This is a genomic window from Streptococcus porcinus, assembly GCF_901542335.1.
Classification (GTDB): Bacteria; Bacillota; Bacilli; order Lactobacillales; family Streptococcaceae; genus Streptococcus; species Streptococcus porcinus_A.
The window spans coordinates 1,771,100-1,788,520 of record NZ_LR594036.1 but is presented as its reverse complement, the minus strand read 5'-3'; the positions used below and the strand labels follow the sequence as shown (position 1 = coordinate 1,788,520).

Annotated in this window: 14 protein-coding genes; all 14 read left to right on the top strand. The window is 37.0% G+C overall.

The window, feature by feature from the left end; all coding sequences use genetic code 11:
- Window positions 1-79: 79 nt before the first annotated feature.
- On the top strand, window positions 80-1,288 hold the full coding sequence (locus tag FGK96_RS08610) for a PTS sugar transporter subunit IIC (protein WP_138083093.1): 1,209 nt from the start codon (window positions 80-82) through the stop codon (window positions 1,286-1,288).
- Window positions 1,281-2,102, top strand: a complete 822-nt coding sequence (locus FGK96_RS08605; protein WP_138083091.1) for an alpha/beta hydrolase — start codon at window positions 1,281-1,283, stop codon at window positions 2,100-2,102. The genes FGK96_RS08610 and FGK96_RS08605 overlap by 8 nt, the downstream gene beginning before the upstream one ends.
- Window positions 2,103-2,136: 34 nt before the next feature.
- Window positions 2,137-2,976, top strand: a complete 840-nt coding sequence (locus tag FGK96_RS08600) for an aldo/keto reductase (RefSeq protein WP_138083089.1) — start codon at window positions 2,137-2,139, stop codon at window positions 2,974-2,976.
- Window positions 2,977-3,083: 107 nt separating this feature from the next.
- The gene (locus FGK96_RS08595; protein WP_138083087.1) at window positions 3,084-3,611 is read left to right on the top strand and encodes an isoprenylcysteine carboxyl methyltransferase family protein; all 528 of its coding nucleotides are present in this window, start codon (window positions 3,084-3,086) and stop codon (window positions 3,609-3,611) included.
- A gap of 412 nt (window positions 3,612-4,023) precedes the next feature.
- On the top strand, window positions 4,024-4,944 hold the full coding sequence (gene glyQ, locus FGK96_RS08590; RefSeq protein WP_138083085.1) for a glycine--tRNA ligase subunit alpha: 921 nt from the start codon (window positions 4,024-4,026) through the stop codon (window positions 4,942-4,944).
- Entirely contained in the window at window positions 4,944-6,983 is a 2,040-nt protein-coding gene (glyS, locus tag FGK96_RS08585) for a glycine--tRNA ligase subunit beta (protein WP_138083083.1), read from the top strand. The genes glyQ and glyS overlap by 1 nt, the downstream gene beginning before the upstream one ends.
- 35 nt (window positions 6,984-7,018) lie before the next feature.
- Window positions 7,019-7,276: a DUF896 family protein gene (locus FGK96_RS08580; protein ID WP_003085229.1), complete on the top strand. Its 258-nt coding sequence runs from the start codon at window positions 7,019-7,021 to the stop codon at window positions 7,274-7,276.
- A gap of 138 nt (window positions 7,277-7,414) precedes the next feature.
- Window positions 7,415-8,929, top strand: coding sequence for a glycerol kinase GlpK (glpK, locus tag FGK96_RS08575; protein WP_138083081.1), 1,515 nt, complete (start codon window positions 7,415-7,417; stop codon window positions 8,927-8,929).
- A gap of 11 nt (window positions 8,930-8,940) precedes the next feature.
- The gene (gene glpO, locus FGK96_RS08570) at window positions 8,941-10,779 is read left to right on the top strand and encodes a type 1 glycerol-3-phosphate oxidase (protein WP_138083526.1); all 1,839 of its coding nucleotides are present in this window, start codon (window positions 8,941-8,943) and stop codon (window positions 10,777-10,779) included.
- Between the two features lie 2 nt (window positions 10,780-10,781).
- Window positions 10,782-11,483 carry an MIP/aquaporin family protein gene (locus FGK96_RS08565; RefSeq protein ID WP_138083079.1) on the top strand — a complete coding sequence of 234 codons (702 nt, stop codon included), beginning with the start codon at window positions 10,782-10,784 and terminating at the stop codon, window positions 11,481-11,483.
- Between the two features lie 79 nt (window positions 11,484-11,562).
- Entirely contained in the window at window positions 11,563-12,897 is a 1,335-nt protein-coding gene (locus FGK96_RS08560; RefSeq protein ID WP_138083077.1) for an NAD(P)/FAD-dependent oxidoreductase, read from the top strand.
- Window positions 12,894-14,348 (top strand): helix-turn-helix domain-containing protein, encoded by a 1,455-nt coding sequence (locus FGK96_RS08555; RefSeq protein ID WP_138083075.1) that lies wholly within the window; start codon window positions 12,894-12,896, stop codon window positions 14,346-14,348. The genes FGK96_RS08560 and FGK96_RS08555 overlap by 4 nt, the downstream gene beginning before the upstream one ends.
- Before the next feature lie 141 nt (window positions 14,349-14,489).
- Window positions 14,490-15,134, top strand: a complete 645-nt coding sequence (gene fsa / locus FGK96_RS08550) for a fructose-6-phosphate aldolase (protein ID WP_003085947.1) — start codon at window positions 14,490-14,492, stop codon at window positions 15,132-15,134.
- Between the two features lie 159 nt (window positions 15,135-15,293).
- Window positions 15,294-17,279: a transketolase gene (gene tkt, locus FGK96_RS08545; RefSeq protein WP_138083073.1), complete on the top strand. Its 1,986-nt coding sequence runs from the start codon at window positions 15,294-15,296 to the stop codon at window positions 17,277-17,279.
- Window positions 17,280-17,421 lie beyond the last annotated feature (142 nt).

The window sequence follows — 17,421 nt, the reverse complement described above, 5'->3', positions numbered from 1 at the left end:
CTGTCATTATATCTGATTGTGATAAAATAGAAATAAGAAAAATAGTCATATAGCAAATGGCTACCGAAATAGAAAGGGGGTGGATTTGCTGATTCAATTTACAATTAAGTTATTTATGTCCACTGTAAGAGAAAATTTGAGGAAACTTGTTCCCTTTGCTCTAGTCTATTCCTGGGTTGAGTTAATACAGTCTCTATGTCTATCTCCTTATTCATTTATTGCTGAAACAAGTAACGCGTCAGTTTATTCAGAAAAATGGTTGATACGGATATCTGATCAAGTAACTGAGTTGTCTAAAATACTTATGATTATTATGGTTGCTTACTTTCTTTCAAATATGGTTTTATCCTTAATACCTGAAGAAGGAAAGGATACTTCCAAGCTACCTTGGGTATTGTTTCTGATGACTTGGATTCTTTATACAGCTAGTAATAATTTTAACAATTACTATGCTCAGATTCCTTTTTGGCTATTATTAGGATTGATAGCTTTCGTATTAGCTTTTATTGCTAGGAAACTAAAGATGCTTTCTTTCAATCAAAGAGCTGTTGTTTTTGTCATCTCAATATTTTCGACCTATAGTTTGAGTAAATATTTAGCAAGGCATATGAGCTCTAGTCCGGATCTTCTTTTACAAATGGCTAGTCTTTCCTTATTGGGGCCTGGACCAAATCACGTGCTATCAGTAGTATTTTGGTCTAGTATTGCTGTTATCATGCAAGGGTTAGGTCTGCTAGTACCTTATATTTTACAGACACCTGCTAATGATTTGATTTTGACAAGTGAGAATGTTAATGCAGCTTTATCGGGTCATCTTGATAATATTCCACATTTATTTTCTCTATATACTTTGCGTGATAGCTTTGCTATGTTTGGAGGGTTGGGAATGGTTCTTCCTTTGTTGTTAGCTGTTCTTATTGAAAGTAAGAAACTTAACAAGCCCTACCATTTTCATTTAAGTATATTATGCTTCCTGCCGGTTCTTTTTGACCAGCCATTGGCCTTTTTAGTGGGCTTGCCTGTCATTCTAGAGCCACTAATACTATTACCAATGTTGGCTGTTACTATTTTATCAGAAGTGATAGGAGCTATTGTATTAACTTTGAAGTGGGTACATCCTGCTGTATTTATTGTACCTGAAGGTACCCCAAATCTTATATTTACTTTTTTAGCAAGCAATGGCGATTGGAGGTATTTCATTATTGTTACTTTTATTATTATTGTATCTATACTGATTTATCTTCCTTTTATTAAGAGGGCATTCCAGAGGGAGGCCTTATATGATTAAGAAAAGATATATTTTGGTTGTTTTGGCTACAATTGGTCTATATCTTGTTTTGATCATGTTGGGCAAATCCTATATTAATAAAACAACTAGTCAACAGAAGGATATCTATCGCTCTCGCATGGTTCCGACTGTTTTTGTTCCCGGGTCTGGTGCAACAAATAATCGCTTTGACGATATGATTTCAGAGCTAAACAAAATGCATCGTAAGCACAGTATCTTAAAAGTTGAAGTTTCAAAAGACAATAAACTAACTTATTCAGGAAGTATCAGTAGTACTGATGAGCATCCTTTTATAGTCGTTGGCTTTGAAAATAATCTTGATGGCTATGACAATATCAAACAACAGGCTAAGTGGTTAGATACAGCTATGCATAATTTGCAGTTACGATATAAATTTCAACGCTTTAATGCAGTTGGGCATTCAAATGGGGGCTTGAATTGGACCATTTTTCTTGAAAAATATTATTCGTCAGAACAGTTTCAAATGGAAAAACTCTTAACTATTGGAACACCTTATAATTTTGAAGAAAGTAACTTTTCTAACAAAACACAAATGTTGAAAGATTTGATTAATGAACGAAATGCGATTACCTCAAATTTATTGGTCTATAATTTGGCAGGTACAAATACTTTCGAAGGTGATAAGATTGTGCCCTACGAAAGCGTTGAAGCTGGTAAGTTTATTTTTCAAAAAGTTGCAAAACACTATACTCAGGTTACCGTGACTGGTGACGATGCAACGCATTCTGATCTACCAAATAATCCTGAGGTTATTCAATACGTTGCTGACAAACTGTTAAAATCTAAACCTTAGGTTAGAAGACTACCTAAAAGAAGGAGGGATGAAAATGAATAAAGACTTAACAATGAACAATGGCTTAGTAATTCCAGCGGTTGGTTTTGGTACTTTTAAAGCAGCTGATGGCGAAGAAGCTTATCAATCAACTTTAGCAGCTATTAGAGCAGGTTACCGTCATATTGACACAGCTGCTATATACAAAAATGAAGAGAGTGTTGGGCGTGCAATTAAAGACTCGGGTCTTGCAAGAGAAGAGTTATTTGTAACGACTAAATTATGGAATGATGCCCATAGTTATGAGGGCGCAAAGAAAGCTTTATCTGCATCATTAAAACGCTTAGGACTAGATTATGTGGATCTTTATTTGATTCATTGGCCAAATCCTAAAGCATTGCGGGATTGTTGGGAAGAAGCTAATGCACAAGCGTGGCGTTATATGGAAGAGGCAGTTGAAGAAGGATTAATTAAAACAATTGGTGTTAGCAATTTTATGGTTCACCATTTAGAGGCTTTGGCAAAGACTGCGAATGTCAAACCGGCTGTTAATCAGATTCGTTTAGCTCCAGGCTGTTATCAAGAGGAAGTGGTTGACTATTGTAAAAAGCATCATATTGTTATCGAAGCATGGAGCCCCCTAGGTCAAGGGGATATATTTGAAAATGAAACCATGCTAGAATTAGCGACTAAGTATAATAGGCCTGTGGCTCAAATTGCACTTGCTTGGTCGGTTTATAATGGCTTTTTACCATTACCAAAATCTGTGCATGAAGATCGAATCAAAGCAAATTTAGATTTCTTTGATATTAATTTAAGTGTAGAAGATGCTGAAAAGATTAAAAATATTAAAGGGTTAACACCAGTGCCTAATCCCGACACCAAAGATTACTAATTTATTGAAAAGCTTGGTTGATAACTGAGCTTTTTGTATTGACAAGTTTTTATCATTTATATATAATCTTTTTATATTTAAATTATAAATAAATAAAGAGGTTAAAAATGATTTTAATATTTATGTTGGCTATGTTTATCATACGCCTAGTTTTCTTAAAGTTATCTATTGCTAATGAAAAAACAATCCGAGCAAATGGAGGTAGAGAGTTTGGTAAGTTAAATTCCCAGTTCTTAACCCTCCTTCATATTATGGTTTATGCTTTTGCCACCTTAGAAGCTTACTTACGAAAGACTGAATTTGATGGCTGGAGTTTGCTTGGTCTCTCTTTCATGGTTTTCTCATTAGTTGTTCTTTATAAAGTAACTCAACTACTTGAAGGTATTTGGACTGTCAAATTGATGATTACGCAAGACCATCAATACGTTGATCATTGGCTTTTTCGTTATGTAAAGCATCCTAACTATTATCTCAATATCTGTCCTGAACTAATTGGGGTAGCGTTGCTTTGTCATGCTAAGATTACGGCGGCTATCTTATTCCCGTTCTATCTTCTGTCACTTAGTGTCAGAATCCATGAAGAAAACCGCCTCATAAGAGAAGTTATTATTCCTAATGGTAAGGTAGAAAGATAGAGAAGGCTTCAGGTTGTAACTGTTGACCTAGACAAAGACTTAGAGATATGGTAAAATATGGGCTATGGAAGAGGGCTTAATAGCATGAAACAAAGCGAGTTCTAGGGCAGTGAAAGCTAGGCAAGATTGTTAGTAAGTTGGCACTTTCAAAGATCGAGGTCTAAGGACAAGGTCTTCATCGTCATCAATAATGGAGTAATAAATTAGGGTGGAACCGCGTTTCGACGCCCCTATGTCTTTGACATAAGGGTGTTTGAATGTGGTTCTTTTTGTATCTCCAATTCATACACAGTCTATGTGCCGCAATGTTTCTGTCAGAAGTGGCCTAGACTCTTGCCCGTCTTAGAGCGATGCCTTTAGGAATATAGTTTGCAACCTACAAGGACACAATTTTTAATAATGGAGGAATCAAATGACTAGAAAACTTACTTTTCAGGAAATAATTTTAACTTTACAACAATACTGGAGTGATAAAGGTTGTATGTTAATGCAGGCTTATGATAATGAAAAAGGTGCTGGCACTATGAGTCCCTATACATTTTTAAGGGCAATTGGTCCGGAGCCTTGGAATGCTGCCTATGTCGAGCCATCTCGTCGACCAGCTGATGGTCGTTATGGCGAAAATCCGAATCGTCTTTATCAACATCATCAATTCCAAGTTGTGATGAAACCATCACCCGCCAATATTCAAGAACTTTATTTAGAGTCACTTGAAAAATTAGGGATTAATCCATTAGAACATGATATTCGTTTTGTTGAGGACAACTGGGAAAATCCTTCAACTGGATCAGCAGGCCTTGGTTGGGAAGTATGGTTAGACGGAATGGAAATTACCCAATTTACCTACTTTCAACAAGTCGGTGGTCTTGCAACTAGGCCGGTCACCGCTGAGGTTACCTATGGCTTAGAACGACTTGCTTCTTATATACAAGAAGTTGATTCTGTCTATGATATCGAGTGGGCGCCAGGAGTCAAATACGGTGAGATTTTCTTGCAACCAGAATATGAACATTCTAAATATTCATTTGAAATTTCAGATCAAGATATGTTGCTTGAGAACTTTGAGAAGTTTGAAAAAGAAGCTGCACGTGCATTAGAGGAAGGTTTAGTTCACCCAGCTTATGATTACGTCCTAAAATGTTCTCATACTTTTAATCTCCTTGATGCCAGAGGAGCAGTTTCAGTGACTGAGCGGGCAGGCTACATCGCACGTATCAGAAACTTAGCACGTGTGGTCGCTAAAACATTTGTTGCAGAACGTCGTAAACTGGGTTACCCACTCCTTGACGATGCACGTCGCGCAGAATTACTAAAAGAGGAGGAGGCAGAATAATGGCAAAAAATTTATTAGTTGAATTAGGACTTGAGGAGTTACCAGCATACGTTGTAACGGCTAGTGAAAAACAATTAGGACAAAAAATGGCAGCCTTTTTGGAAGGTAACCGTTTGTCCTATGAGAGGATACAAACCTTTTCAACTCCCCGTCGATTAGCAGTTAGGGTGCTTGGTTTGGCAGATAAGCAAGAAGACCTTATAGAAGATTTTAAAGGGCCTTCTAAAAAAATTGCTCTAGATGATCAAGGGAATTTTTCCAAAGCAGCACAAGGCTTTGTGCGCGGAAAAGGGTTAACCACTGATGATATTGAATTCCGCGAAATAAAAGGGGAAGAATACGTATATGTGACTAAAAATGAGAAAGGTAAAAACACTCAAGAAGTTCTGATGGGAATTCCTGATCTCTTAGCAAGTCTTACTTTCCCAGTATCAATGCATTGGGCAAGTAACAGTTTTGAGTATATCCGTCCGGCTCATACCTTAACCGTCTTATTAGATGACCAATTACTTGAAATGCCTTTTCTTGACATTCGTTCAGCTCGTTATTCACGCGGCCATCGTTTCTTAGGAAAAGAAATTGCTATCCAAAATGCTTTATCTTATGAAGCAGATTTAAGAAGCCAGTTTGTTATTGCAGATTCTCTTGAACGTCAACAAATGATTCTTGATCAAATAAAAGTGCTGGAAAAAGAGCATCATATCCACGTTGATATTGACGCTGACCTTCTAAATGAGGTACTCAACTTAGTTGAATACCCAACGGCTTTCCTTGGTTCTTTTGATGCAAAATATCTCAGCGTTCCAGAGGAAGTATTGGTAACTTCAATGAAAAACCATCAGCGCTATTTTGTTGTTCGTGACCAATCAGGCAAGTTATTGCCTAACTTTATCTCTGTTCGTAACGGGAATGACCAGTATATAGAGAATGTCATTAAAGGCAACGAGAAGGTCTTGATTGCACGCTTAGAAGATGGTGAATTTTTCTGGCGCGAGGATCAAAAGTTAAAAATTGAAGACCTTGTTGCTAAATTAGAACAGGTCACTTTCCATGAAAAAATTGGGACATTAGCTCAACATATGGAAAGAACAGGCGTCATTGCTAACTATTTAGCTGAAAAAGCAAATTTAAGTGTAGAGGAAACAAAAGCTGTTGAACGAGCTAGTCAAATTTATAAGTTTGACTTACTAACTGGTATGGTTGGTGAATTTGATGAATTACAAGGGTTAATGGGAGAAAAATACGCCCTCTTGGCTGGTGAAGATTCACTGGTTGCTACAGCCATTAGAGAACACTATTTACCCAGCTCAGCAGACGGAGCCTTACCAGAAACAAAAGTTGGTGCCATATTAGCATTAGCTGATAAACTTGATACTTTGTTGTCCTTCTTCTCGGTCGGCCTCATTCCAAGTGGTTCGAATGATCCATACGCTCTACGTCGTGCCACTCAAGGTATTGTTCGAATCCTTGAAGCTTTTGGTTGGGCTATCCCGATGGATCAATTAATTGCTAACTGCTATCAATTGTCATTTGAAAGTCTGTCCTATAGTCATCAAGAAGAAGTTATGGCCTTTATTGCCGCTCGTATTGAAAAGATGATGGGTAACGGAATTCCTAAAGATATTCGAGAGGCTGTTTTGGCAAGTACTAATTATCAAGTGCCAGAAATATTAGCAACAGCTCAAGCACTTTTAGAAGCTTCTAAAACGGATCAATATAAGATGGCTGTTGAAAATCTTTCTCGGGTCTTTAACCTTGCATCTAAGGTTGACGCAAAAGTAAATGTTAATCCAAGTTTATTTGAGAACCAAGAAGAAAAACAACTTTATCAAGCGATATCGGACTTGCAATTGGAGGGTAATGCCACTCATAAATTAGAGCAACTTTTTGCCTTGACCGATAAAATTGCTGTTTTCTTTGCTCATACAATGGTTATGGCCGAAGATGTTAAGGTTAGAAATAATCGTCTCGCGCTATTAACTGAATTGATGCAGAAAGCAGGAACTGTTGCACAATTTAATCTTCTAAATACTAAATAATAAGTTTTTAGAGTGGAGGAAAAGAGAGGTCAGTTATGGATCCTAAAAAAATTGAACGAATAAATGAATTGGCAAGAAAAAAGAAAACAGTTGGTTTAACCGGACCAGAAAAGGTCGAACAAGCTGAATTACGGCAAGAATATATTGAAGGCTATCGTCGCTCAGTTCGTCATCACATTGAAGGAATTAAAGTGGTTGATGAAGAGGGAAATGATGTGACACCTGAAAAGTTGAGACAAATTCAACGAGAAAAAGGCTTACATGGCCGTTCACTTGATGATCCAGAATCATAAAAGTTAGAGGTTCCTCTAACTTTTTTATTTTTTATCACAAATTTCTTGGGTAATTAAAATTTATGATAATACACTTTAAAATAAATTGGTTATAATAGTATTATTGAAAAGAAAACGCTTACTCAAGGAGGAAGACACATGCCAGAAGAAAAGTACATTATGGCTATTGACCAAGGAACAACAAGTTCTCGAGCAATTATCTTTAACAAAAAAGGGGAAAAGATTGCTAGTAGCCAAAAAGAGTTTCCGCAGATTTTCCCTCAGGCAGGCTGGGTAGAACATAACGCTAACCAGATCTGGAATTCAGTTCAGTCAGTTATTGCTGGAGCTTTTATTGAATCTAGTATTAAACCAAGTCAAATAGAAGCAATTGGTATCACAAATCAAAGGGAAACAACTGTGATTTGGGATAAAAAAACTGGTGTGCCAATTTATAATGCTATTGTCTGGCAGTCACGTCAAACAGCTCCTATAGCGGATCAATTAAAAGCAGATGGTTACACCGACATGATCCATGAAAAAACAGGGTTGGTCATTGATGCTTATTTTTCTGCTACTAAAATAAGATGGATTCTTGATCATGTCCCAGGTGCTCAGGAAAGAGCAGAACGTGGAGAGCTTCTTTTTGGGACAATTGATACTTGGTTGGTATGGAAGTTGACTGATGGGGCAGCGCATGTAACCGACTACTCAAATGCAGCAAGAACTATGCTATACAATATCAAAGAATTAAAGTGGGATGAGGAAATTCTATCAATCTTAGACATTCCCAGAGCTATTCTTCCTGAAGTTAAGTCCAATTCAGAAATTTATGGTAAGACAGCAGGTTTTCATTTTTATGGAGGAGAAGTACCTATTTCAGGCATGGCGGGTGACCAACAGGCTGCTTTGTTTGGACAGTTAGCATTTGAACCGGGAATGGTAAAAAATACCTATGGTACGGGATCGTTTATTATCATGAATACTGGTGAAGAAATGCAATTATCAGAAAATAACCTTCTGACAACTATTGGATATGGTATCAATGGCAAAGTCTACTACGCTTTAGAAGGATCTATTTTTATTGCGGGAAGCGCGATCCAATGGTTACGTGATGGATTAAGAATGATTGAAACTTCTCCAGAATCTGAAGAATTAGCGATGGCTTCAACTAGTGATGATGAAATCTATGTGGTTCCAGCCTTTACAGGCTTAGGGGCACCTTACTGGAACTCCAATGCACGTGGATCTGTTTTTGGGTTAACACGAGGATCTACTAAAGAAGATTTTGTAAAAGCAACCTTGCAATCAATAGCTTATCAGGTTAGAGATGTTATTGATACCATGCAAGTTGATTCAGGAATTGATATTCAACAACTACGGGTTGATGGAGGAGCTGCTATGAATAATCTATTAATGCAGTTCCAAGCTGATATTTTAGGAAAAGACATTGCGCGAGCTAAAAACTTGGAGACGACTGCCTTAGGTGCAGCTTTTCTCGCTGGTTTAGCTGTTGGTTACTGGGAAGATCTTGATTCATTAAGAGAGTTGAATGCAACTGGTCAATTATTTAAAGCAAGTATGAATGAGTCACGCAAAGAAAAACTATACAAGGGTTGGAAAAAAGCCGTTATCGCTACTCAAATCTTTGCTGAGGATAAAGAAGACCAATAGAGGAGGTAATGATGGAATTTTCAAATGAAACAAGACGATTAGCTATCCAAAAAATGCAAGAACGTTATTTGGATTTGCTTGTGATTGGAGGAGGAATTACAGGTGCTGGTGTAGCTCTACAGGCTGCCGCAAGTGGCTTGGATATAGGGCTAATTGAGATGCAAGATTTTGCTCAAGGAACCTCTAGTCGCTCTACTAAATTAGTTCATGGTGGTCTACGCTACTTGAAACAATTTGATGTAGAAGTTGTTGCTGATACAGTTACAGAGCGTTCTGTTGTGCAACAAATTGCACCACACATTCCTAAACCAGATCCAATGCTCTTACCAGTTTATGATGAGCCCGGTAGCACATTCAATATGTTTAGATTGAAAGTTGCTATGGACTTGTACGATTTGTTGGCTGGTGTAACAAATACTGCTGTAGCCAATAAAGTATTAACAAAAGAACAAGTTTTGGAAAGGCAACCTAACCTTCAAAAAGAAAATCTTCTAGGTGGAGGAGTCTATCTAGATTTTAGAAATAATGATTCTCGCTTGGTAATAGAAAATATCAAAAGGGCCAATCGAGATGGGGCGCTGATTGCAAGTCATGTAAAGGCTGAAGATTTCATTTTTGATGATTCTGATAAAATTACAGGTGTAGTTGCTAGAGATTTGCTGACCAATGAAGAAATTCGAATCAAGGCCAAAGTCATCATTAATACCACGGGTCCGTGGAGTGATACTGTCCGTAATTTTTCAAATACGGGCCAAGAAATAAAACAAATGCGACCTACAAAAGGTGTTCACCTTGTAGTTGATCGTCATAAGCTAAATGTTGATCAACCTATTTATGTTGACACTGGTTTAAATGATGGACGGATGGTATTTGTTTTGCCACGTGAAGAAAAAACTTATTTTGGAACAACGGATACAGATTACACAGGAGACCTTGAACATCCTACAGTTACACAAGAAGATGTTGACTATTTATTAGATATTATCAACAGACGGTTCCCTGATGCTCATATAAGTATCATGGATATTGAAAGTTCTTGGGCTGGTTTACGTCCCTTATTATCAGGAAATAGCGCATCAGACTATAATGGTGGAAATAGTGGTAAGCTCACTGAGGATAGCTTCAACCACCTTCTCGCTACCTTCCAAGCCTATATGGACCAAAAAGTTGACCGTAGCACTTTAGAAAAAGCGATTGGTTCTGTTGAATCAAGCACCTCTGAAAAAGAATTGAATCCATCTGCGGTTTCTCGTGGATCAAGTTTGGATCGTGATGAAAATGGCTTATTCACGCTGGCTGGCGGTAAAATTACAGATTACCGGAAAATGGCAGAGGGTGCAATGAATGCAATTATTGAAGTTTTGGCAACTGAATTTGGGAAGCACTTTAAATTAATTAATTCTAAAACTTATCCTGTCTCAGGTGGAGAAATCAATCCTGCTAAAGTTGAATCAGAACTAGAAACCTATGCTCAATTAGGTACCTTAAGCGGACTATCAATGGAAGATGCGAGGTATTTAGCAAACTTATATGGTTCAAATGCTCCAAAAGTTTTTGCATTAACTCGTAAAGTTAAAGCTGCCAAAGACTTGACCTTAGCGGAAACCTTATCGCTTCATTATGCTATGGATTACGAGATGACCTTGAAACCAACTGACTATTTCTTGAGAAGAACAAATCACATGCTTTTTAACAGGGATCATCTAGAAGAGTTAATCGAACCAGTTTTACTAGAGATGGCTAAACATCTCAAATGGGATGAAGATCAAAAACAAAGTTATGAAAAAGAGTTGAGACAAGCTATTAAAGATAATGATTTGGACAAACTGAAAAGAGATAGGAGTCATTAATAATGGATGTATTTGGGGAATTTTTAGGAACAACCTTATTGATTTTATTAGGGAATGGCGTAGTCGCTGGAGTAGTTCTTCCTAAAACAAAAAATAACAATTCAGGTTGGATTGTCATTGCTATGGGGTGGGGAATCGCTGTCGCAGTTTCGGTATTTATTTCTGGTAAGTTGGCTCCCGCCCATTTAAATCCTGCGGTTAGTATTGCTTTCGCACTCAATAAAACTATTACTTGGGGGACTGCGGGGATGTATATTGCAGCGCAGATGCTAGGGGCTATGCTAGGTTCAATCCTTGTGTTTTTGCAATACAGACCCCACTATCAGGTTGCAGAAAATCCAGCAGATATCTTGGGAACATTCGCAACTGGTCCTGCTATCAAAGACACATTTTCTAACCTCTTGAGTGAAATTTTTGGAACATTTGTTTTAATGTTAGGAATTTTGTCTTTTAGTTTATACAATATGCCAGTGGGCTTAGGAACCTTATGTGTTGGAACTTTAATTATTGGTATTGGTTTGTCGCTAGGTGGGACCACAGGATATGCGATTAACCCAGCACGAGATTTAGGTCCACGGATTATTCACGCCATCTTACCTATAAAACATAAAGGAGAATCTGATTGGTCATACTCTTGGATTCCGGTTATAGGCCCTATTGTAGGAGCTAGTTTAGCTGTCTTGTTATTTCAGATAATGAAATAATAGAAGAAAGCTCAATCAGGAGATTGGGCTTTTTACTGCTTGAAGTGGAATTAAACAATAGAATTGATATAATGAGATTATGACTAAGAAAATACATATCATTGGGGCTTCCTTTTCAGGGTTGGCTTGTGCCGAAAAATTAGCACAGTTATTGCCGGATACTCAGATAATCCTGATTGATAAAGATCAATCACCTGATTATATTCCTAATGGGTTGAATGAGCATCTTCGAGGGAATATCAATCACTTGTCTCAGGCTATGTGGCAGGAAATACCATCTTCCAAAGCAAAAAACATAGTTCGATTACTTGCTGAAGTTATCAAGATTGATCCCAAGAAAAAGGAGCTTTTGTTAAAAAAGGATGACCAAGATATTATTTTGGAATCCTATCAATTATTAGTTTGTGCAATGGGTTCTGAGGCAAGGTCAAACTTTATTAAAGGAAGTGACAGAGATGGTGTTATAACAACAAAATCATATCTTGATAGTCGAGATGCTCTTACAAAGATTGAAGACAGTCAAAGAATTGTGGTTGTCGGAGCAGGTGTAATTGGATTAGATTTTGCCTATAGTTTAGCTCAAAAAGGAAAGAAGGTTACTCTTGTTGAAGCTGCAAATGATATAAACTTTCACCAGTTTGACAATGATATGATTGCTCCTATCCGTACGAAAATTGATCAAAAAGGAATTTCCTTAGTAACTAATACTCGTGTAACGGAAATTATAGAAAATCTAGATGAAAGCCTATCAATCCATACGGATTGTGGTCAATCTTATACAGGAGATATAGTGATGCTAGCTGTCAATTTCAGACCTAATAGTTCACTTTTAGAAAATATCGTTGACTGTCATTTGGATCGAACAATTAAGGTTGATTCTGTTATGAAAACTTCAGATCCTAATATTTATGCTATCGGTGATTTGATTGCCTTGAAGCATTCCATTATTAACTTTCCTTATTATAGTCCTTTAATTAGTCATGCAATCAGAACTGGACAATATCTAGCATACCATCTTGCAGGTATCGGCTTACCTAAGCTTGAAATGACTAAGTTATCAGGTAGTTTTAATTTTGACTACTACCAATCAAGTGCTGGTTTAACTGAAGAGGAAGGTTCCTTATATCATCAGTTGATTAGTTATTGCTACAAAGCAAAATTAAGTAAAGATGGTTCTCTGATTTGGATTAAATTGATTGCAAAGAAGGAAAATGGTCAACTTGTTGGCTGTCAAATAATGTCAGAGTGCAATAATTTGTTATTGACTAATTATGTTTCCCAAGCAATCACTTTAAAGCAAAAAGATTCTGATCTCGCTTTTCATGATTTTATTTTTTTAAAAGGGGAGGGGGAGTTAGTTTATCATTTACATGAAGCTGCTGTAAACCTTTTTGAAAAGAGGATTTCCCTATGAAAATAGAGCAGCTTATGGATAAGGAAAGAAAAGCTCAGTATCAGATTCTATCCCACCTTTATAAAAGTTCAGAGAGGGTAACTCAAAGAGAGTTGTTGGAGATAAGCAAGTTATCAAAGGTTACCTTATTAAAATATTTAGAGAATATAAACGATTTATTTAGATTAGAGCAGATGTCCGCTTACATTAGCTTTGACAATGATGCAGTGATAATCATTGATGATAATCAATTCACTTGGCAACAGGTTATGATGGTATTGTTGAAGGATTCGATACCTTATAAACTATTAAGATACTTTTTTACTAACGAGAACTTTAATGCAACCTTTTTAGCACAAAAATTCCTAATAAGTGAGCCTACCTTCAATCGCTACCTAGCACATATCAATGCCTGTATTGAAGAGTTTGATATTTCAATCTATCAGGGGAAACAAACAGGGAGTGAGCTCCAATGGCGATATTTTTATTATGAGCTATTTCAGTTAACACTCACTGAGCAAGAGCAAGATGAGATGACCAAGGAGCTTGATTTTGAACATTTAAATCAATTGGTTGAAAGGTTTATTGGTTCAGAAATTGCAAGGGAACAATTAGAACAACTATCTCTATGGTTGACTATTTCTCAGAAACGCTTCCATTTTCAGAAAGAGAAGGGCTTTCCAAATCATTTTAAAATTGACTATATCGACAATAATATTTTTTATAAGCGGCTTGACCGTCTCATGCTTCATTATCTTAGTAGATATGCCATTGAGTTTGATCGTTTTGAATCAAAAAGCTTGTTTATGTTTTTACATTCTAATCCGATTTTACCTATTCATTCAATGGAATTTATCCTTGGTTTTGGAGGGCCAATCGCAGATAAAATTTCGGAAGCATTATGGCTTTTACGAAAAGCAAATATTATTTCGAATAAAGCAAAAGAAGAGATTATTTATGGCTTAAGCCTTTATTATTCTAAAGCCTTTTTCTTTAAAGGGGCTATCTTGGGCAAGGTGCAGTCTATGGATGCTTTATATCAGTTGCTTCCGAGTGATGAGAAGGATAAAATGGAACTTGTTTTAAGGCATCTCTTTGTATTAATTGGCAATAAAAAACTATTAAATTCGGATTTCTCAACAAGCTTAAAGATAGACTTGTTAGAATTATTAGTTTTTTCAATTGAGAGGCAACATAAACCACTGGTTATTGGTTTAGATTTTGGTTCACAATCTGTAAAAAAAGCTATAGTGGGGTTAAGTATCGGAAAATACTTGGACAATAACAAAAATTATCATTTTGAAACTTATAACCCACGACATCACTATGATTGTGTCCTTTCTTACGGGAACTATCCTAGCCAAACGAACTATCCGCATTTTCATTTAAAATCGTATGTATCCCCTGCTGAGTTGAATAACTTACAACTGTTTTTAGAGAAGAAGTTAAAAGATAAAAATAGTTATGATTAAGAAATTTATTGAAACTGAAAGAGGAGGTCTAATTTTGAACACTAGCTTGTGTAATAGTTGGTCTTTATAATCTTTGTTGAGCTTTTTATAATAGTTATATCGGATTCAAAGTAAATTTTAATAAATATTGGAGGCAAAAAGATGAAATTTTTTCTAGATACTGCAAATGTTGAAGCGATTAAAGCAATCAACGAGCTTGGGCTTGTAGACGGAGTAACAACAAACCCAACCATCATTTCAAAAGAGGGTCGTGATTTTGAAACTGTCATTAAAGAAATTTGTGACATTGTTGATGGACCTGTGTCAGCTGAAGTTACAGGATTAAGTACTGATGAGATGGTCAAGGAAGCGCGTGAGATTGCTAAATGGCATCAAAATATCGTCATCAAGATTCCAATGACTATGGAGGGTCTAAAAGCAACTAACATTCTTTCAAAAGAAGGCATCAAAACTAATGTAACACTAGTCTTTACAGTCTCACAAGGTTTAATGGCTATGAAAGCTGGGGCAACTTATATTAGTCCATTCATTGGTCGTTTGGAAGATATTGGCTCAGACCCGTATCAGTTAATTGAAGATTTAAGAGAAATTATTGATGTCTTTGGTTATAAGACTGAAATTATTTCTGCTAGCATCCGGAATTCTGCCCATGTGGAAGCTGTTGCTAAGCTGGGCTCAGACATTGCAACTATTCCTGACGCAGTCTTTGGAAAAATGGTTAAACATCCATTGACAGATAATGGGATTGATCAATTCATGAAAGATTGGGCTTCCTTTAAAAAATAGAAATTTAGGAGACCTAGTAACACGTGAGCTACTAGGTTTCTTTATGGACTCTTTTTAAGGAATTAAGGATTTCGCTAATATTTAGTCATGAAATATGATACAATAGAGAACGGAAAACGTTTTACATTTAGTAGTGATATACAGAAAGGTTTTTAACTTATGACATTTGATGCAGTTGACCAGTTGGCAGTAAATACTGTCCGTACACTTTCAATGGATGCAATTCAAGCCGCAAACTCAGGACATCCAGGTCTTCCAATGGGAGCCGCTCCAATGGCTTATGTTTTATGGAATAAAGTCATGAATATCAATCCAAAAACAGGTCGTAACTGGACAAACCGTGACAGATTTATCTTATCTGCTGGACATGGTTCCGCTATGCTTTATAGCTTGCTGCATTTAGCGGGTTATAATGTGACTAATGAAGATCTTAAAAACTTCCGTCAATGGGGATCTAAAACCCCAGGACATCCAGAAGTTAATCATACAGATGGTGTAGAAGCAACAACTGGGCCACTTGGTCAAGGGATTGCCAATGCGGTGGGGATGGCTATGGCAGAAGCTCATCTTGCAGCAAAATATAATAAACCTGGTTTTAATATTGTTGATCATTATACTTATGCCCTAAATGGAGATGGAGATTTGATGGAAGGTGTCAGCCAAGAAGCAGCCAGCTTAGCAGGTCACTTAAAACTTGGCAAATTAATTCTCTTCTACGATTCAAATGACATTTCTTTAGATGGCCCTACCTCAATGGCTTTCACAGAATCAGTCAAAGGACGCTTTGAAGCTTACGGCTGGCAGCATATTCTTGTTAAAGATGGCAACGATTTAGAAGCAATTGCTAAAGCAATCGAAGAAGCTAAAGCTGAAACTGATAAACCAACGATTATCGAAGTAAAAACGATTATTGGCTTTGGTGCTGAAAAACAAGGAACTTCAGCAGTACACGGTGCTCCACTGGGGGCAGAAGGTATTGCCTTTGCTAAAAAAGCTTATCAATGGACAGCTGAAGATTTTGAAGTTCCAAATGAGGTTCGTCTACGTTTTGAAGAAGAACTTCAGGAACGTGGAGAAAAAGCTGAAACTGCTTGGAATGAACTTTTTGCTAAGTATCAAGCAGAGTATCCAGAATTAGCTAAAGATTACTTAGCGGCTTTTGCTAATGAAGCAATCTCAGTAGACTTAAAAGCTCATGAAGTGGGTACTTCTAAAGCAAGTCGGGTATCAAGTCAAGAAGCTATCCAACAAATCTCAGAACAAGTTGCTTCCTTCTGGGGCGGGTCAGCAGACCTTTCAGCTTCAAATAATACTATGGTTAAAGTTGAAAAAGACTTCCAACCTGGTCAATATGAAGGTCGAAATATCTGGTTTGGGGTACGTGAATTTGCCATGGCGGCAGCTATGAATGGTATCGCTCTTCATGGTGGTACACGTGTTTATGGCGGAACTTTCTTTGTTTTCTCAAATTACCTCTTACCAGCCGTTCGGATGGCAGCTCTTCAAAATTTACCAACTATGTACGTGATGACACATGATTCTATTGCTGTCGGAGAAGATGGTCCAACTCACGAACCAATTGAACAATTGGCAAGCGTTCGGTCAATGCCAAACTTAAATGTTATCCGTCCAGCTGATGGCAATGAAACCAATGCTGCATGGAAACGAGCTTTGGCTGAAACTGACAGACCAACTATGTTAGTGCTTACCCGTCAAAACTTACCAGTTCTTGAAGGGACAGCAGACCTTGCTGAAGATGGGATTAACAAAGGTGCATATATCCTTTCCGATGCCAAAGGTGAGCTTGACGGTATTATCATTGCCACAGGTTCTGAAGTAAAACTAGCTATGGATACACAAGCTGCGCTAGCAGAAGAAGGAATTCAAGTACGTGTGGTTTCAATGCCATCACAAAATATCTTTGATGAGCAAGACGCTAAATACAAGGAAAGCATTTTACCAGCGACAGTAACGAAACGACTTGCAATTGAAGCTGCATCAAGCTTTGGTTGGGCAAAATATGTCGGCTTAAGTGGTAAAACCTTAACAATTGATACTTGGGGAGCATCAGCACCAGGTAACCGAATTTTTGAAGAATATGGCTTTACAACTGAAAATGCCGTAAGTCTTTACAAGTTATTATAAAGAAGAATAACGAGTTGCTAAGATAACAACTCGTTATTTCTAATTTGTTTATTTTTATAGATGGAATTTGATAAAAGATGATTTACCTTGACAAAGAAGGACTATTTCTATATGATAAGACATATATTGTATTAATTAAAAA

What these genes read in the sequence shown, in the direction of transcription:
- FGK96_RS08605 (WP_138083091.1), top strand. Translation starts at nt 1,281, where the DNA reads ATGATTAAGAAAAGATATATTTTGGTTGTTTTGGCTACAATTGGTCTA.
- FGK96_RS08600 (WP_138083089.1), top strand. Translation starts at nt 2,137, where the DNA reads ATGAATAAAGACTTAACAATGAACAATGGCTTAGTAATTCCAGCGGTT.
- FGK96_RS08595 (WP_138083087.1), top strand. Translation starts at nt 3,084, where the DNA reads ATGATTTTAATATTTATGTTGGCTATGTTTATCATACGCCTAGTTTTC.
- glyQ (WP_138083085.1), top strand. Translation starts at nt 4,024, where the DNA reads ATGACTAGAAAACTTACTTTTCAGGAAATAATTTTAACTTTACAACAA.
- glyS (WP_138083083.1), top strand. Translation starts at nt 4,944, where the DNA reads ATGGCAAAAAATTTATTAGTTGAATTAGGACTTGAGGAGTTACCAGCA.
- FGK96_RS08580 (WP_003085229.1), top strand. Translation starts at nt 7,019, where the DNA reads ATGGATCCTAAAAAAATTGAACGAATAAATGAATTGGCAAGAAAAAAG.
- glpK (WP_138083081.1), top strand. Translation starts at nt 7,415, where the DNA reads ATGCCAGAAGAAAAGTACATTATGGCTATTGACCAAGGAACAACAAGT.
- glpO (WP_138083526.1), top strand. Translation starts at nt 8,941, where the DNA reads ATGGAATTTTCAAATGAAACAAGACGATTAGCTATCCAAAAAATGCAA.
- FGK96_RS08565 (WP_138083079.1), top strand. Translation starts at nt 10,782, where the DNA reads ATGGATGTATTTGGGGAATTTTTAGGAACAACCTTATTGATTTTATTA.
- FGK96_RS08560 (WP_138083077.1), top strand. Translation starts at nt 11,563, where the DNA reads ATGACTAAGAAAATACATATCATTGGGGCTTCCTTTTCAGGGTTGGCT.
- FGK96_RS08555 (WP_138083075.1), top strand. Translation starts at nt 12,894, where the DNA reads ATGAAAATAGAGCAGCTTATGGATAAGGAAAGAAAAGCTCAGTATCAG.
- fsa (WP_003085947.1), top strand. Translation starts at nt 14,490, where the DNA reads ATGAAATTTTTTCTAGATACTGCAAATGTTGAAGCGATTAAAGCAATC.
- tkt (WP_138083073.1), top strand. Translation starts at nt 15,294, where the DNA reads ATGACATTTGATGCAGTTGACCAGTTGGCAGTAAATACTGTCCGTACA.